Genomic DNA, 16,148 nt, shown 5'->3' with positions numbered 1-16,148 from the left:
TTTTCATCAAATAAAAGAAAACTCAATGCACAACATAAAAACCAATCTTGTCTTAGCATTATTTATACATCTTCTAAACTAAAACCTTTATATTCTATTTCATACCCTTTTAAATAAGGAAAAATTTTTTCCGCTTTTCGCTTTAAGGTGTTTATGTTTATTCTGTCTTTATTCATTTTAACTTCCGCAATCAAGACATGCTTTTCCATCTCGTTTAAAGCAACTATATCAATCTCATTCTCTCCCTTTTCATCCCAGTAAGAGCCTATATACGAAAATCTGCCAGAAAGCATTAGCTTTTCTTTAAAATATCTCTCCAAAACTTTACCCAAAAAGGTGTTAAAGTTTTCTTTTATATATCTCTTTACATAATCAAAATTTTTTATCTCTACGGCGGATGAGTTTCTATATACAAATCTAAACCAGAAATTCAGGAAGTTATCGTCTATAACATATTTAATATTTTTTGTCTTTTCCTTAGAAAACACTGGGCGTATTTTCTTGATTATCATGTATTCCTTTTCAAGATTTTCAAGATAGCCACCGACACTTTTTTCTAAAATACTTTCAATTTCGCTCCTTGATGTTTTTGAGTTGGCTATTAAAGATAAAATTGAAAAATAGTTATGATAATCCTTCCCAAACTCATCTATGAGAACATCTCTTCCTTTGCTCAAGAAAAACGAGCCGTCAGAAATTACCGTATCAATCATTTCATCAAATTTTAAAGATTGTTCTTTACATAGCAATTCAACATACTTTGCTATACCGCCGGTAATGGCGTAAAAGCTTATAAAATTGTATGGGTCAAATTTTTCGTAGTCCTTATATATTTCTTTCAGTGTATTTACATCGAAAGGATAAAGAACTATCTTTTTATCCGCCCTTCCATACAAAGGTTCTTTGTTATCTTCAAAAATCTTGTGCATGATAGAATATATAGAACCAGACAAAATAAGGTTAACCCTGCTATTTTCTCTATATGAATCCCATACATTCTGCATCTCGGAATATATAGACGGATTTATACTCATAAATTCCTGAAGTTCGTCTATCGCAAGGTTTATCTGTCTTCTTCTGCTTATCATCATAATATATTCAAAAATATCTTTGAATGATAAAAGTTTGCCGATGATTTTTGTGTTTAGGGTGTTTTTTATGATAGAAGAGTATTCTTCGCACAACAGTTTTTCATTCTTTTTTGATACAAAAAAAATACACTAAATTGTCGTCCTTAAAAGCTTCTTTTATCAATCGAGTTTTACCCACCCTTCTTCTGCCTATTACAAAGGTCATAATAGACGATTTTTCAGACAGCTCTTTTGCTCTTTTTAAGATACTTAATTCGGGTTTTCTATCATAAAACTTCACACTTTACCTTATCACTTTGAATTGCAACCATCATTACTGCAATATATATTGCAGTGATTAGAATGTCAAACTCTCAACACAAACCATTCAACCAATTAAGTAACATATCGACAATTTTATAAATTCCTGCTTAAAACTGACTTCTTATTTTCTTTAGTGGCCTTAAGCCGTCTTCTGGGTCTGCTCGCCAGAGTCTCTCATCTATTTCATTTGGCTGCGGCTCCTTTTTACCATCTCCATCGGCTAAAAAACCATCCTTTACCATCTGAATCATCCTTCTTACCCTATCAGGTAGCCAACAATGACCAAAGCCGAACTCTTCACCTTCACCTTCCAAATCAAAATGAAACTCAACCATTTGAACATTCCACTTATGAATCGCCCTTAAAATCACGCCTTCATTCACAGAGTGGTCAGACCAACCAAATTTAAGATTTACACCTTTTGGCACTTTTATAGCTTTTCTCATAGTTTCAATGGCGGATAGATTGCACTGTTCTGGCGGTGTAGGATAACTTGAAGTACATTGGAGAACGGTTATGTCATTGCAACCTTCTTTAACTAAAACATTAACAGCCGACTTGACTTCATCGAGAGTCGCCATACCTGTTGAAATTATCGCAGGCTTGCCAGTCTTTGCACATTTTCTAAACAAATCATGCCACAAAAGTTCATAAGATGCTATCTTATAAGCATCAACATAAGGCTCTAACTCATCAACAGCATCAAGATAAAAAGGTGTGCAGATAAACTCTATGCTAAGCTCTTTACACTTCCTTGATATTTCGGGTAAAAATTCAATGGGTAATTCCCATTTCTTTCTCTTCCTGTGTTCTTCACTCTTTGTGAGTATTTCAGGAACAAACAGCTCTTCAATCTTAAATAGCTGAAACTTGACACCATCACAACTGCAATCTTTGGCTGCTTCCACAAACCTTAAACATCTATCCAAATCTCCATTATGATTACTGGAAACCTCAGCAATGAATTTGACCTTATCCATAAATTCCTCGTCTAAACTAGTTCTTTAACCCCATTCTAATTAATTTTCCCACTACCTTAGCCCTTAAACAGATATTCTTCCATTCTTTTCTATAAGTTTCTCACCCCGGAAGCATCTGGGCACTCATAATTCATCTTTTTATCACTGATAACAAAGTCATATTTTGCCTTTTCAATGTTCTCTATAACCCCAAAACCTTTTGAAATAATACTATCTTTGATATTCCTATGTTTTGAATAAAATCTAACACCCATTCCCTTCTTCGTTAAATCGTAAGCTATATCAAAAAATAAATTTAGACTTTCATCGCTTTCAACAATAAATAGAGCCTTTTTAGGTCTCTCATCTATTCTTATCTGATGCACATCCTTGTTTATTTCCATAAGTTCCGGTTTTTCACTCAACAATTCCACCACATCTCTTAAACTGAAACCTTTACCCCGTTTTTTAAGTTCATTGAATACGGCATTCATAAACTCCAAATCAGCAAGCGTATCCACAGAAATTCTATGATTTATCTTATAAAAAATATCATCACACAAAATACAATCAATCTTAAATAAATCTTTCTTTAATCCTATAATAGGAAAATGATGCTCCCTTAAATTGGACTTGTTCGATAATTTATCAGCCAAAATCCATGCTTTTTTTCTAAAAACACCTACACTTGAATGAATCGGATACTTGCCATCTTTCTGACAAAAACCAACATAATCAAGTTCTTTATCTTCCGAAATTTTTTCAATCCTTCTGTTTGTTGCATCAGGCCATATTAAAGGGCAATCTCCACTAACCAAAACTGGAACATCAGCGTCAAACTCTATCGCGGCTTTTGTAAGTCTTCCCACAACATCATCAACATCTCCATCGTAGAGAAAGATATTTATATTGTGCTCTTTTGCTACACCAACAAGCTCTCGATTCTCTTCTTCGTTCGTTGTGGCTATTACTATCTCATCTAAGTGTTTAATTTGTTTTGTAAAGTAAATAGTCCAATCTATCATTCTTCTGTCGCCTATCATTTTAAGATGCTTTTTAGGTAATCTCGACGATGAAAGTCTTGCGACTATAAATGCAACAACTCTTTCATTTTTCACCATATTGTCCACCCACCATCAACAATCAAATTATGTCCTGTTATAAACGATGAAGCATCAGACGCCAAGAACACCACAGCACCTTTTAGCTCATCAGGTAAACCAATTCTGCCCAAAGGCACCTTATTCTTTAGATTTTCAATAAAGCCTTTTGACTTTTGCACTTCTTTAGACGGGAAAGGCCCTGGTGATATGCAGTTTACCCTTATCTTTGGAGCAAGTCTTACTGCGTAATATTTAGTCAATTGAATGACTCCTGCTTTTGCAGCACCGTAATGCGGCGGGTTTGTGTAGTTTTCAAAGCCTTTATAGATTCTAAAATCTGGTGAGACAAAACCATACATCGATGAGATATTAATTATACTCCCACCATTTTTCATAAACTCAACAACTTCTCTAATGCACCTAAAAACACTACTCAAAACACCATCAACGCCACTATTCCAAGTCTTATCATCCATGAATGCATCACCCCAAGCAAGGTTTACGGCGTTGTTGATGAGAATGTCTATTTTGTTATCTTTCGAAGCAATAGTTTCAAATGCATTTTTGATACTTTTCGTATTTAAAATATCCATTTCTACGAATTTAATGTCGGTGTCATTGAAAGCATTCAAAAACTTTTCTTTATTTCTTCCAGCAACAAAAACTTTAGCATTTGCTTCTTTCAAAGCCATACTCATAGCTTTTCCAAGATGTCCATACCCACCTGTAATAACAGCTACCCTGCCATCAAGCCTAAAACTATCCATGACATTCATTTTAGTCTCCATAATGATGGAACTATTATTTTCTCATCATTAACAGAAAAATCATCCAAAAAATCAACAAGCTCAAAAACTTCATCATTTAAATCAATATTACTCAAAAATTGCTCATATGAGTCAACTCCAATAATTACTTTGTCAACAAAATCATTTCTCAAAACCCATACAAGCAGAAGCTTAGATAACTCTACTCCCTTTTTATCGGCATATTCTTGTATTAACTTTATCTTATCCTTAACACTATCAAACCAACTATGCAGATTCTCTGACTTTATAAAAAACAAACCCTGCAAAAAAGCCGACCTTGTGTGAATTTCGATACCCTTTTCCTTTAAAACGGGAAAGTATTTTTCAAATCTTCTATCAAACACATTATAGGGCACTTGAATTAAGTCAATGTCAATACTGTTTTTCAAAATATACTCAAGTTCATAAGGATAATAAAGAGAAGCTCCAATTTTTTTAACCAACCCTTTTCTTTTTAAATCCTTGAGTTTATCCAAAACACTATTGTCTTTAATAGATTCAAATCTGTGAGCCAAAAGCGCATAAATATTTTTTACATTCAACCTTTTCAAGCTCTTTTTTAAGCTCAATTCTGGTTCTTCATTATCTAAAAACTTCGAAATAATTTTAAATCTATCTATATCATCAAAACTACCCAATACAACTTCGGCTTTTCCATAGCTTGAAGCCGTGTCCAAAAGGTCAATACCCACTTCTAAAGCATAGGTTAGTATTTTATAGACTTCACCTTCAGAAACCTTACCCGAGCGGTTGTTTATACCGTAATCCATACCAAACTGGGCGGTGCCTATGCCTATCTTAGAGATATAACTTTTCCTTCTATCCATGGCTCATTATCCTCATCACAGGTGTAATAAACAACAAAAAGTCTGCCATCATCAAGCTCAACAAAGTCCGTATATCCACCCTCGTATAAACCGCCAGTATAACTTCCTATTTTAATTCTTTCCCATTTTCTGCCATCTTCTGTTATAGCCAAACCAAATCCTGGCAGAGATTCATTTAAATCCCTAAACGACATACAGACTCTGCCATCTGATAAACTTCTTAAACTCGGCGCATGACCAACAAAATCAAGCTTTCTTGGCTTGCTCCAGCGGATTAAATCATCACTAAAAGAGCAAAAAAGGTCATAGGTATCAGTGTAAGATCTAATTACAGCTATAAACCTATCATTCAAGTTCGCTATGGACATCTCATTCAGTTTTGGCTCAAAATCTTTACTTGCTACGACACTTTTAAATTTCCAGCTTTTTCCTTTGTCAGAAGACGACAAAACCAAAGGTAAGGGAACACCATCAATCAAACCATAAGCCGAAGCTATAAGTTCTCCTTCAAACTCAAACATATGGCCAAAAAATGCGCTTAAAACAACATTTTCTATCTGGACTTTACTTCTTTCTGTAGGCAGACTATCTATTTTAAATCTCGAAACATAACTTTCATTTCTCTTTTTGTACTCAAAACTTCTCGTAACCAAAATAATTTCATCATCAAAAGGACCGGAAAGTATAGCATCAAGCTCATTATCGTTAAACGGCGTGTCAAATTCTGTCCACTCTTTAAGATTCTTACTTTTCAAAATTTTTACTTTGCCATTCTTGCCGTGCGGTTTTGTAATTTCAGTTTCTCCATCTCTATAGGCAACAATTATCTTATCTTCAACCTTTACAACAGTCGGAAACGCTTTATATCTGCCCTTTTCCTTCTTTGCCAAAATCATAACCTACCTGCCTTTCGGTTGAATTCCCTTGTAAATAAAGTCTTTCTCTTCTGCACTTCCTATAACCCTAATGATTTTCTCAACCTTAATAGTTCCTGACCAGCCTATTCTTTGAGTTTCACCTTTAACTTCTACAACCTTTCCGTTGAGTCTTGCAATATCGTTTTTGAGTCTACCTTCAACATAATAACTCACCCTTGAGCGAGAAGTATAATTAGAAACGATGTACACATCTTTCCCATAAACTTCAACAAGCCCAACAAGTATGCCATAATTTTTAATAACGCTCTTTTTCAAAGTATGTCTTTCTGTTTTAGAATTACATCCATAAGTAAATGTCAAAACCAACACAAAAATCAATAAACCAATAAACTTTCTCATAAACAACTCCTTTCCACAAAATTCTTTCTAATTTTAAGCAAAAATCGTTCCTTATATAAAATGGCCTAATTGATCAAAAATTCAAATACCTTGACTTATCTTTACTTTAAACAGATTATGATTTATGATAGAATTAAGCGTAGGAATTCACCGAACAGTTAAGGAGGGAGCAATGGGGGTTAATTTCGAAACAAAAGATAACAAACTCACAATATCGATAGAAGGAAGTCTCGACTCTTTGAATGCCGAAGAGATATACAAAGAAGTAGAAAATCAGCTAAACTCTTTTGAAGGTGATATCATTTTTGACCTTGAAAAACTTGAATATATAAGCTCAGCAGGCCTTCAGGTTCTTCTCATGGCAGCAAAAAAGGTTGACGCCAAAGGATTTTCAGCCTATATCTCAAAACCAAAAAGCATGGTCGATGAAGTGTTAAAAATCTCTGGATTTTACTCGTTTTTAAAAAAGATGGAATAAAAAATGATAGAAGATAGATTTACTTTAGAGAAGGAAAACTTGGAAAAAGCACTTCTGTTTACCGATAAGGCTTGTAAAATAATAAACAATGAGAGATTATGCTATCGCTTTAGACTGATCTATGAAGAGCTAATTACAAATGTTTTCTTTCACGCAACAAAACTCAACGCAACATATACAAATGTAAAAGCAGAGTTAGACAAAGACACAATAATCTTAATTATCGAATACGATGGCGGTGAATTTGACCCGACAAAGTATAAAACAAAAGAGAACAAATTACCTTTAAAAGAGAGAAAAGAAGGCGGGCTTGGTCTGTTTCTCGTATTCAACTTTGCAAAAAAACTGTCATACGAAAGAGTAAACGGAATGAACATTCTAAAGATAAACATATAAAGATTTTCAGAAATTGGCCGAATTAAAATAAAATGAGAAGGCTTGTTTTTCTTTTAGTAGCAATTATATTTAGTCTTCATAATAACGCTTTTGCTTTAGAGTATCAAAATGCTCAGGTTAAACAAGACGGCAATTACTTGGTTTTTTACTACGACCTTATAGGTAATCCCAATCAGGAAGCTGTTGTTGGCATAGAAATAAAAACACCGGATGGCAAGATATACACAACACGAAACCTGCACTTGCAGGGAGATATAGGCCTTGTAAATGTTGGTAACAACAAGAGAATATACTGGGATGTCTTTAAAGATTTCCCAAAGGGTTTGCCTGCCAACTCAAAATGGTCTTTGCTTGTAAGACCAACCCACTATACAAACGCCTTAGGCATGAAGTTTGTTTATATACCTGGTGGATGCTTCATGATGGGAGCAAACCCAAATGATAAGTTAGCAAGAAAAGACGAAAAACCACAGCACAAGGTTTGTTTAAGTGGATATTTTATAGGACAATATGAAGTAACAAACAAACAATTTTGGATGTTTGACCCAAAACATGACAGTGGAAGCAGTAAACTATACACACTTGATAAACCCAATCAGCCTGTTGTTAATGTATCATGGGACGAAGTTCAACAATATATAAAGTGGCTTATAGCAAAAACCGGTGAAGTTTATAGGTTGCCAACCGAAGCAGAGTGGGAATATGCAGCACGAGCAGGCCTAAAAAGAGACACATACTGGACAAACCCAAAAGATGCATGCAAATATGCCAATGTTTACGACGAGACAGCCTACAATAAACTAAACAAATACAAGGTTTCAAAAAAGCATTTCCCATGCAAAGATGGTTATGTAGGAACAGCACCCGTAGGAAGTTTCCTACCTAACAACTTTGGGCTATACGACATGTTGGGCAATGCTGCAGAGTGGTGCTATGACACCTATTACAATAAAGCATACAAATACATGAACAACAAGAAAGACCCTGTATATATAACACCTTACATCTTAGTAAAGGTAGTAAGAGGTGGCAACTGGTTTAACGCCTTTGAAGACAACAGACTCTCAGCTCGAAGCAATTATCTGCCGGGTTTAAGGGAAGAGTTTATTGGTTTTAGGCTCGTCTTAGAACCTTAACAAGATAATCCAATGCATACTCATAGCCATAAATACCAAACCCAACAATAACACCCAAAGCTATATCTGACAAATAAGAGTTATGTCTAAAAGGCTCCCTTTTGTAAACATTAGAGATATGAACTTCAATAAACGGCACAGAGACGGCAAGGAGTGCATCCCTTATTGCTATGCTTGTATGCGCATAGGCTGCAGCATTCATCACAACTCCATCATAATCCTTTTCCTGTATCCTGTTTACAATCTCACCTTCTGAGTTAGACTGAAAAAACTCAATTTCCACATTGAGCATCCTTGCCTTGTCTATAAGACGCTGCTCTATTGAGTCAAGCGAGATATCACCATATATAGACTTTTCCCTTTCACCCAGTAGATTCAAATTAGGTCCATTTATAACAAGAATCTTCATCTTCTAAACCGTAAACGCCATCTTCTTGCCGCCAAGCAAGTGCATATGTATATGGAACACTTCCTGGCCGGCATCTGGTCCATTGTTTATCAAAACCCTATAGCCTGTCTTATCTATACCAAGCTCTTTGGCTATCTTGTTTGCAATAACAGCCATATCAGCAATTATATGTTTGTTTGTCTCGTCTATATCTGCAAGATACTCAATATGCTCCTTAGGAATTATCAAGATGTGCACAGGAGCCTTTGGATTTATATCCTTAAAAGCCATGTACTTCTCATCTTCATAAACTTTATCAGCTGGTAGCTCACCATTCACGATTTTGCAGAATACACACATGGATTACCTCCTTATTGTCTCTTCCCTTTTTGCACCCGTTGAGACAATACTTACCTTAACACCAACAAACCACTCTATATACTCGATATACTTCCTTGCATTCTCTGGCAAATCATCATAATTAAGCACACCCTTTGTTGAATCCCAACCCTTAAATGTTTTGTAAATCGGCTTACACTTTTCAAACTCTTCAAGCTGCGAAGGTATGTATCCTATCTTCTTACCTTCATACTCATAACCAACACAAACTTCAATCTCATCAAGCCCATCTAAAACATCAAGCTTAGTTAAGGCAATCTCATCAACACCATTTATCATTGCAGCATATTTAACAACAACCAAATCAAGCCAACCGCACCTTCTCGGTCTGCCTGTTGTCGCACCATACTCTGCGCCTTTATCCCTTATCTTTTGACCAAGCTCATTAGTTAACTCACTCGGAAACGGCCCATTTCCAACCCTTGTTGTATAAGCTTTAACCACAGCCACAACAGAATCCAAAGCCTTATAAGGCAGGCCTGTGCCAGTAAATGCTCCGCCAACAGTCGGGTGAGACGATGTAACAAACGGATATGTGCCAAAATCAACATCGAGCATAGAACCTTGAGCACCTTCAAAAAGTATGTTTCTTTTGTTCTTGAAAACGCCGTTTAAATAGTAAACCGTGTTTCTTATGTAAGGCTTTAGCTTCTCTGCATAATCCCTATACTCATCAAAAATCTTACCCGCATCGAACGGCTCTATCTCATAAAGCTCACATAACCTATTTATCTCTTTAACATTCTCTTCTATCTTGCTTTTCAACACTTCCAAATTCAATAAATCGCAAACCCTTATGCCCATTCTCGCATGTTTGTCGGTGTATGCTGGGCCTATCCCCCTTTTTGTTGTGCCAATTTTACTACTGCCGAGTATCGCTTCCCTTCTTGCATCAAACTCCTTATGATAAGGCATAACAAGATGAGCTTTTTCTGAAATCAGCAATCTCTCACCGATATCAATACCTAAATCTTCAAGTGTCTGTTTCTCTTCAAGAAAGCTTTTTGGGTCTATAACAACACCGTTGCCTATTACACAAATCTTCTCTGGATGCAAAATTCCCGAAGGAATTAAGTGTAGTATAAATGTTTTATCCGAAACACAAACCGTATGGCCTGCATTACTTCCACCCTGATATCTAACGATAACATCTGCTTCTTCGGTTAAGATATCAACTATTTTGCCTTTTCCTTCATCGCCCCACTGGGCACCAAGAACAAGCCTGTTCATCACTTTCTCCTTTCAAAGAGAATCTGGCTTACTTCATCTAAATTTATAGCAAAACCAGTAGCCGGAATATACTTTCCAAGCTGTTTTGTAATATTTCCATACCTGCCGCCGACGGCAAGTTTTTTATCCTTTGCAAGAATCTCAAATGCTATGCCATGATGATACATAGGATACTCGCAATAAAACAGATCGCAAAACACACTCAATCCAAACTTCTTTTGTATCCTTTTTGCAAGTTCGAAAATTTCACCATCACCATCTCTATCAAATCCACTTCTCTCTTGCAACTCTTTAAGTTCACTTATGAGTCCTTCTTCATAACCTTCTTTCTCTATATCAGATAAGTTTTTTTTATTTACAAGAAACATAAGTCTATCGGCTTTCTCTTTTGAAAGATTGTATTTTGAGATAAGTTCTTTTAATATGTATGTATCGCCTATTCTAACAAAAAAATCATCAAAACCTAATCTCTTTAGACCTTCGACAGCAAGCGATATTATCTCTTCATCTGCGTCCAACTCTTTTATACCAAACAGCTCAACACCAACTTGCCTAAACTCCCTTTTCTTACCTAAATACTCCTTTATATCTCTGTAAACATTCTGGGCATAGCAGACCCTAACGGGAAAATCAAAATCACCAAGCATAACAGCTTGGGTTATCTGAAGCGTTATATCAGCCCTTAGAATCATCGTCTGTCCGCTATTCTTGTCAACTATCTTAAAAAGCTTGTTTTTCAGTGGCTCAAATAGAAACTCGCTCACAGAATCTTCATAGACAAAAGTGGGAGTTATTATCTCTGAATAGCCGCTATCTTTAAACAGACTGATAAGCTTATTTTCTGCTTCCCTTCTTATAGAGCTTAAAGGCTCAAAAAATAGAACAACACCAGACGGTATTCTATTCACTCAATATCTCCATTGCTCTTTTGATTCCTTCGCCAAAATTACCATTTGCATTCAGCTTTTTCAAGGCAATTTCAAGAACAGAAATCACCATCAATATATCAGCTTTATCGAAGTATCCAAGATGAGCTATCCTGAATATTTTACCCTTTAGATGAGCCTGACCGTTTGATATCTCAACACCGTAAGACTTCATCAACTTTATAATCTCAGATGAGTCTATCCCTTCGGGAGAATAAACGGCAGTTAAAGAGTCTGCAGGTCTTCTGCTTAAAAGCTTCAAACCTAAGGATTTAACCGCTTCCCTTGTAGCCTTTGCAAGCAACTTATGTCTTTTAAAAACATTCTCTAAACCTTCATCAAGAATCTTCTTAACTGCAGCGTTAAGTCCAAAAACCAAAGAGACAGCAGGTGTATAGTTACCCCATTTGGCTTTTAACTCACCCAAGATATCAAAATAGTAAAACCTGTTATTGCTTTTTTCTATCTTCTTAAGGGCTTTCTCGCTCACAGACAAAATACTCAAACCCGGTGGCAGCATCAATGCTTTTTGAGAACCCGTTATGCCTATGTCTATATTCCACTTATCCGTCTCAACATCAATTGCACCATAAGCCGTTATACCATCAACAACAAAAACCACTTCAGGATACTTCTCTTTAAGCATCAAGCCAATCTCATCGATAGGATGAAATGTGCCTGTCGAAGTTTCACTCGCCTGAATATAAACAGCCTTTACATCCGGGTTTTTCTCAATCAAAGCCTTTATATCTTCAACCTTCGCATAATCACCATACTCATAAGTCAGCTCAAGATTAACTCCACCAAAAGCCCTTATCAACTTTCCCCATCTTTCGCCAAATTTACCCGCATTTATAGAGATAGCCTTCTCACCTTCATTCAATACATTGCTAACTGCGGCTTCCATAGCTCCTGTTCCACTTGATGCAAACATAACAATCTCGTTTTCTGTCTTGAATAGACGCTTGATTAGCTGTTTTGTCTCATCAAACACCTTCTTAAACTCGTCTGTTCTGTGATGAACGATGGGTTTTGCCATGTAAAGAGCCACATCTTCTGGAACAGGAGTAGGACCCGGCGTCATCAGATACCTTTTCATTTTCTGCTCCTTTACCAATCTATGGAGTCAATATTTCCAAGACATGTTATATGAAACCTATCTAAATCTATAAGTTCAATAATCTCATTGATATCGTCCATGTTAACAGACTTAATCTTGTCCATAATAATCTTCTCATCAATGTAATCGCCATACAGTATCGTATCAACAGCCTGCTTGACCATTACAGAATAGTTAGATTCAAGTCCCAATGCATAAGAGCCGAGCGAATGCGTTTTTGCATCTTCAAGCTCTTGTTTTGTTAAACCTTGCTTTTTTAACTTCAAAAGCTCACTCTTCACAGCATCTAAAAGCTTTTGAGCCTTTTCGTTTGATGTTGCAGCAGAGACAACAAACATCCCGCCTTTTTTATAAAGCCTTATGGATGAGTAAATACTATAGCAGAGCGACTTATCTTCCCTTATAGATTGAAACAGACGAGAGCTCATCATCCCGCCAAAGCTATCGTTCAATATGTAAGCTGCATATTTTCTCTCATCATACACATCAAACAGCTCGCATCCCATAACCACATTCGTCTGAAATATATCCCGTCTAATAACATCTATACCCGGCTTAAATTTAAAAGTGGGCTCAAATGAATAATCTTGTCTATACTCATCAAAGAAAAAATCACCTTCTAAGTTAAAATCAAACCCTTCAACACCACCACCTACAGCAGAGACAATAATCTTATCCGGATTGTAAAACTTGCCCAAGAAATTGAGCAAATCGTCCCTTGTATATGAAGAGACCTTCTCTTTGCTGCCAAGAATCGGCTTTCCATAACTGCCTTCAATAGCGTTTTTTGTAAACGCTTCGTAAACGGCTTCATCTGGATTGTCTTCAACCATGTTTATCTCTTCAATAATTACACCCTTCTCTTTTTCAAGCTCCTTCTCATCAATAAGTGAATTCTTTATCAGATCAGCCAACACATCAAAGCCTTCTTCTAAATAATCTCTCAAAACCTTTATGTAAAAGCCTGTATATTCAGCCGAAGTGAAGGCATTTATAACGCCGCCAATCTTGTCTATATCTGCGGCTATCTCTTTGTATGTTCTATTTTTTGTGCCCTTAAAGAGCATATGTTCAATAAAATGGGCTAAACCCTGCTCTTCTTCTGTTTCAAAGGCGCTTCCTGTGGGCACAAAGATACCCACGGAAACGCTCTTTGTATCCTTAGCTATCCTTTTTATCTTCATTGGATGGACTTGTTGAAGTGTTGTTAAGAAGGACTTTTCTGCTTAAAGCCACTCTACCGAACTCATCGATGTTCATAACCTTGACTTTTACCTTATCGCCTATGTGCAAAACATCGGCTATGTTGGTTATCCTGTCGTTTGAAATCTGGGAGATGTGCAGTAAACCTTCCTTGTTGGGTAAAATCTTTACAAATGCTCCATACTTCTCTATACGCGTTACAACGCCTTCTATCACATCGCCTTCTTTTAGGCTTGCTGTAACTTCCCTAATAAGCTCAACAGCACCATCAAGGTCTGACTCAAGTGTTCCAAACACATTTATTTTACCGTCTGGATTGATATCTATTTTAACATTCGTCTTATCTATAATCGATTTAATCGTCTTTCCACCAGGCCCTATCAAATCCTTTATCTTCTCTGGATTTATAGTTAAGCTTCTAATCTGTGGTGCATATTTGGAGATTGACGGCCTTGGTGAAGGCAAAACGGCAAGCATCTTGTCAAGTATAAACAGTCTTGCTTTTCTTGCCCTTTCAAGCGCTTCTTTGAGAAGGTTTGCATCAACACCCGTTATCTTTATATCCATCTGAAGAGCTGTTATACCATCTTTCGTGCCTGCAACCTTGAAGTCCATATCGCCGTAATGGTCTTCATCACCCAGTATATCAGTCAAAATTGCATAACCACCTTCATACTTTATAAGGCCCATTGCAACGCCGCTTACCGGTTTCTTTATAGGTACACCAGCATCCATCAAAGAGAGTGTTGCACCGCAAACCGTTGCCATTGAGCTTGAGCCATTTGACTCAAGTATGTCAGAGACCACTCTTATAGCATAAGGAAACTCCTCTTCGGTTGGCAACATCGGCTCAACAGCCCTTTTTGCAAGATTGCCATGCCCTATCTCTCTTCTGCCCGGCGGACCTAATCTTCTTACTTCACCCGTTGAGAATGGTAAGAAGTTGTAATGCAGCATAAATCTTTCGTATCCCTCTTCTGAGACATCATCTATAATCTGGGCATCTTCCCTTGAACCAAGAGTGGTTGCAACAAGTGCCTGAGTCTCACCCCGCGTAAATACAGCAGAACCATGGGCTCTCGGCAGAACACCCACTTCACAGGTGATAGGTCTTATCTCATCAAGCTGTCTGCCATCTATCCTTACACCTGTATTTATTATCTTGGCTCTTACTATATTTTTAACAACATCTTCAAATGCAGCCGCCGTCTTCTCTTCTATATACTCTTCGTCTTCAAACTCATCAACTATCTTCTCTTTAACCTTGTTGAAAATCGCTTCTATCGTTGAGTTTCTCTTCTTTTTCTCCTTTATGTTAACAGCTTCCGTAAGCTCATCAGAAGCCAGCTCTTCTATCTTATTCACTATATTTTCAGAAACATCTATCGGCACATATTCTCTCTTTGGTTTTGCAGCCTTTGAGATAATCTCTTCTTGAGCTTCAAGCAGGGCATTTAAGTGCTCTTTTCCAAACATTATAGCTTCAACCATCTCATCTTCGCTTAACTCTACAGCACCCGCTTCTATCATGTTTATGGCTTCTTTTGTGCCTGCAAGTATCAGATTGAGCTTCGACTCATCCAGCTCTTTCATTGAAGAGAACACATCAAGTCTACCGTTTATCTTACTTACCCTAACGCCAGCAACAGGGCCAAAAAACGGTATATCACTCAAGCATAAAGCACACGATGCTGCCGTTATACCCAAAACAGCTGGGTCGTTCTCTCCATCTGCACTTATAGTTGTAACGATAACCTGAATCTCTTGTTTATAGTCTTTGGGAAATAAAGGCCTTATGGATCTATCTATCAAACGAGACACAAGCGTCTCGTGATTGGTTGGCTTACCTTCTCTCTTTACAAAACCACCCGGAATCTTACCCGCAGCATAGAATCTCTCCTGATAATTAACCGTCAAAGGCAAAAAGTCCAAAAACTCCTTTGGTGGCTCTTTTGAAGAGACAGCAGTGGCAAGCACCATCGTGTCGCCAAGTCTTACAACACAGGCACCGTCAGCCTGCTTTGCATACCAACCCGTCTCTATCTTGAAAGGTTTACCGTTTATAGTCTTCTGAACGAAAACCATAGATTAACCCTTCAAGCCAAGTTCTGTTACTACCTTCTTATACTCTTCGAAATTGTAATTCCTTAAATACTTAAGAAGTTTTCTTCTTCTTCCGACGAGTTTGAGAAGTCCCCTTCTTGAGTGAAAATCCTTCTTGTGGGTTTTAAAATGCTCTGTCAGATATTTAATTCTTGCTGTCAAAAGGGCAATCTGAACAGCAGCAGAACCTGTATCGTTCTCATTCTTCCCAAACTTTTTGATGATTTCTTGCTTCTCTTCCTTAGTAAGCATACTTCACTCCTTCTTCCCAAAAAATTTTCCAGCGTTTATATTATACAAAAAGCCTTTATTTGTAAAGGTGTTTTATAAAATAAACAGAAGAAACAAAAACCTTTCCAAAACTTGCCTTTACACAAAAAAGCGTTTATACTCAAAGATG

Annotated in this window: 19 protein-coding genes; 3 read left to right on the top strand and 16 right to left on the bottom strand. The window is 36.8% G+C overall.

Features of this window, described 5'->3' with window-relative positions:
• Positions 1–62 precede the first annotated feature (62 nt).
• The 8 genes from G415_RS10515 to G415_RS0108380 all read right to left on the bottom strand — a co-directional run bounded on the left by G415_RS10515 (position 63) and on the right by G415_RS0108380 (position 6,369).
• On the bottom strand, positions 63–1,091 hold the full coding sequence (locus G415_RS10515) for an ATP-binding protein (RefSeq protein ID WP_202897989.1): 1,029 nt from the start codon (positions 1,089–1,091) through the stop codon (positions 63–65).
• Between the two features lie 100 nt (positions 1,092–1,191).
• Positions 1,192–1,371, bottom strand: coding sequence for an ATP-binding protein (locus tag G415_RS11210; protein ID WP_202897988.1), 180 nt, complete (start codon positions 1,369–1,371; stop codon positions 1,192–1,194).
• A 130-nt stretch (positions 1,372–1,501) separates the two neighbouring features.
• Positions 1,502–2,374 carry an N-acetylneuraminate synthase family protein gene (locus G415_RS0108400; protein ID WP_022671237.1) on the bottom strand — a complete coding sequence of 291 codons (873 nt, stop codon included), beginning with the start codon at positions 2,372–2,374 and terminating at the stop codon, positions 1,502–1,504.
• 89 nt (positions 2,375–2,463) lie between these two features.
• On the bottom strand, positions 2,464–3,474 hold the full coding sequence (locus tag G415_RS0108395) for a cytidylyltransferase domain-containing protein (protein ID WP_022671236.1): 1,011 nt from the start codon (positions 3,472–3,474) through the stop codon (positions 2,464–2,466).
• On the bottom strand, positions 3,468–4,232 hold the full coding sequence (locus G415_RS0108390) for an SDR family oxidoreductase (protein ID WP_022671235.1): 765 nt from the start codon (positions 4,230–4,232) through the stop codon (positions 3,468–3,470). The genes G415_RS0108395 and G415_RS0108390 overlap by 7 nt, the downstream gene beginning before the upstream one ends.
• Positions 4,229–5,092, bottom strand: coding sequence for an aldo/keto reductase (locus G415_RS0108385; RefSeq protein WP_022671234.1), 864 nt, complete (start codon positions 5,090–5,092; stop codon positions 4,229–4,231). Before G415_RS0108385 ends, G415_RS0108390 begins: the two co-directional genes overlap by 4 nt.
• Positions 5,059–5,988: a sialidase family protein gene (locus G415_RS11090; RefSeq protein ID WP_051129563.1), complete on the bottom strand. Its 930-nt coding sequence runs from the start codon at positions 5,986–5,988 to the stop codon at positions 5,059–5,061. The genes G415_RS0108385 and G415_RS11090 overlap by 34 nt, the downstream gene beginning before the upstream one ends.
• A gap of 3 nt (positions 5,989–5,991) precedes the next feature.
• Entirely contained in the window at positions 5,992–6,369 is a 378-nt protein-coding gene (locus tag G415_RS0108380; protein ID WP_022671233.1) for a hypothetical protein, read from the bottom strand.
• Positions 6,370–6,541: 172 nt separating this feature from the next.
• Here G415_RS0108380 and G415_RS10345 point away from each other — a divergent pair, with 172 nt between their 5' ends.
• The 3 genes from G415_RS10345 to G415_RS10870 are packed head-to-tail and all read left to right on the top strand — an operon-like array spanning position 6,542 to position 8,379.
• Positions 6,542–6,847, top strand: a complete 306-nt coding sequence (locus G415_RS10345; RefSeq protein WP_022671231.1) for an STAS domain-containing protein — start codon at positions 6,542–6,544, stop codon at positions 6,845–6,847.
• Positions 6,848–6,850: 3 nt separating this feature from the next.
• Complete coding sequence (locus tag G415_RS0108365; protein WP_022671230.1) at positions 6,851–7,243, top strand: ATP-binding protein; 393 nt, start codon at positions 6,851–6,853, stop codon at positions 7,241–7,243.
• A 32-nt stretch (positions 7,244–7,275) separates the two neighbouring features.
• Positions 7,276–8,379 carry a formylglycine-generating enzyme family protein gene (locus G415_RS10870; protein WP_022671229.1) on the top strand — a complete coding sequence of 368 codons (1,104 nt, stop codon included), beginning with the start codon at positions 7,276–7,278 and terminating at the stop codon, positions 8,377–8,379.
• Here G415_RS10870 and aroQ read toward each other — a convergent pair.
• Genes aroQ through rpsO form a run of 8 tightly spaced genes read right to left on the bottom strand, consistent with a single transcriptional unit; the run spans position 8,357 to position 16,000 of the window.
• The gene (gene aroQ, locus G415_RS0108355; RefSeq protein ID WP_026939674.1) at positions 8,357–8,788 is read right to left on the bottom strand and encodes a type II 3-dehydroquinate dehydratase; all 432 of its coding nucleotides are present in this window, start codon (positions 8,786–8,788) and stop codon (positions 8,357–8,359) included. The genes G415_RS10870 and aroQ overlap by 23 nt on opposite strands.
• Before the next feature lie 3 nt (positions 8,789–8,791).
• Entirely contained in the window at positions 8,792–9,127 is a 336-nt protein-coding gene (locus tag G415_RS0108350) for a histidine triad nucleotide-binding protein (protein WP_022671228.1), read from the bottom strand.
• 3 nt (positions 9,128–9,130) lie between these two features.
• Entirely contained in the window at positions 9,131–10,396 is a 1,266-nt protein-coding gene (locus G415_RS0108345) for an adenylosuccinate synthase (RefSeq protein ID WP_022671227.1), read from the bottom strand.
• On the bottom strand, positions 10,396–11,304 hold the full coding sequence (locus G415_RS0108340) for an ATP phosphoribosyltransferase regulatory subunit (protein ID WP_022671226.1): 909 nt from the start codon (positions 11,302–11,304) through the stop codon (positions 10,396–10,398). The genes G415_RS0108345 and G415_RS0108340 overlap by 1 nt, the downstream gene beginning before the upstream one ends.
• Positions 11,297–12,421 carry a pyridoxal-phosphate-dependent aminotransferase family protein gene (locus G415_RS0108335; protein ID WP_022671225.1) on the bottom strand — a complete coding sequence of 375 codons (1,125 nt, stop codon included), beginning with the start codon at positions 12,419–12,421 and terminating at the stop codon, positions 11,297–11,299. The genes G415_RS0108340 and G415_RS0108335 overlap by 8 nt, the downstream gene beginning before the upstream one ends.
• A gap of 11 nt (positions 12,422–12,432) precedes the next feature.
• Positions 12,433–13,626: a M16 family metallopeptidase gene (locus tag G415_RS0108330; RefSeq protein WP_022671224.1), complete on the bottom strand. Its 1,194-nt coding sequence runs from the start codon at positions 13,624–13,626 to the stop codon at positions 12,433–12,435.
• Positions 13,604–15,730 carry a polyribonucleotide nucleotidyltransferase gene (pnp, locus tag G415_RS0108325; RefSeq protein WP_022671223.1) on the bottom strand — a complete coding sequence of 709 codons (2,127 nt, stop codon included), beginning with the start codon at positions 15,728–15,730 and terminating at the stop codon, positions 13,604–13,606. The genes G415_RS0108330 and pnp overlap by 23 nt, the downstream gene beginning before the upstream one ends.
• A 3-nt stretch (positions 15,731–15,733) precedes the next feature.
• Positions 15,734–16,000, bottom strand: coding sequence for a 30S ribosomal protein S15 (gene rpsO / locus G415_RS0108320; protein ID WP_022671221.1), 267 nt, complete (start codon positions 15,998–16,000; stop codon positions 15,734–15,736).
• Positions 16,001–16,148 lie beyond the last annotated feature (148 nt).

This window comes from Hippea alviniae EP5-r (genome assembly GCF_000420385.1).
Taxonomy (GTDB): Bacteria; Campylobacterota_A; Desulfurellia; order Desulfurellales; family Hippeaceae; genus Hippea; species Hippea alviniae.
This window is presented reverse-complemented; position numbering and strand designations above follow the sequence as displayed.

Coding starts and splice junctions, on each gene's coding strand:
- G415_RS0108390 (WP_022671235.1), bottom strand. CDS start 4,232: ATGAATGTCATGGATAGTTTTAGGCTTGATGGCAGGGTAGCTGTTATT.
- G415_RS10345 (WP_022671231.1), top strand. CDS start 6,542: ATGGGGGTTAATTTCGAAACAAAAGATAACAAACTCACAATATCGATA.
- G415_RS0108350 (WP_022671228.1), bottom strand. CDS start 9,127: ATGTGTGTATTCTGCAAAATCGTGAATGGTGAGCTACCAGCTGATAAA.
- G415_RS0108385 (WP_022671234.1), bottom strand. CDS start 5,092: ATGGATAGAAGGAAAAGTTATATCTCTAAGATAGGCATAGGCACCGCC.
- G415_RS0108335 (WP_022671225.1), bottom strand. CDS start 12,421: ATGAAAAGGTATCTGATGACGCCGGGTCCTACTCCTGTTCCAGAAGAT.
- G415_RS10870 (WP_022671229.1), top strand. CDS start 7,276: ATGAGAAGGCTTGTTTTTCTTTTAGTAGCAATTATATTTAGTCTTCAT.
- G415_RS0108380 (WP_022671233.1), bottom strand. CDS start 6,369: ATGAGAAAGTTTATTGGTTTATTGATTTTTGTGTTGGTTTTGACATTT.
- rpsO (WP_022671221.1), bottom strand. CDS start 16,000: ATGCTTACTAAGGAAGAGAAGCAAGAAATCATCAAAAAGTTTGGGAAG.
- G415_RS0108400 (WP_022671237.1), bottom strand. CDS start 2,374: ATGGATAAGGTCAAATTCATTGCTGAGGTTTCCAGTAATCATAATGGA.
- G415_RS0108330 (WP_022671224.1), bottom strand. CDS start 13,626: ATGAAGATAAAAAGGATAGCTAAGGATACAAAGAGCGTTTCCGTGGGT.
- G415_RS10515 (WP_202897989.1), bottom strand. CDS start 1,091: ATGATGATAAGCAGAAGAAGACAGATAAACCTTGCGATAGACGAACTT.
- G415_RS0108365 (WP_022671230.1), top strand. CDS start 6,851: ATGATAGAAGATAGATTTACTTTAGAGAAGGAAAACTTGGAAAAAGCA.
- pnp (WP_022671223.1), bottom strand. CDS start 15,730: ATGGTTTTCGTTCAGAAGACTATAAACGGTAAACCTTTCAAGATAGAG.
- aroQ (WP_026939674.1), bottom strand. CDS start 8,788: ATGAAGATTCTTGTTATAAATGGACCTAATTTGAATCTACTGGGTGAA.
- G415_RS0108395 (WP_022671236.1), bottom strand. CDS start 3,474: ATGGTGAAAAATGAAAGAGTTGTTGCATTTATAGTCGCAAGACTTTCA.
- G415_RS0108345 (WP_022671227.1), bottom strand. CDS start 10,396: ATGAACAGGCTTGTTCTTGGTGCCCAGTGGGGCGATGAAGGAAAAGGC.
- G415_RS11090 (WP_051129563.1), bottom strand. CDS start 5,988: ATGATTTTGGCAAAGAAGGAAAAGGGCAGATATAAAGCGTTTCCGACT.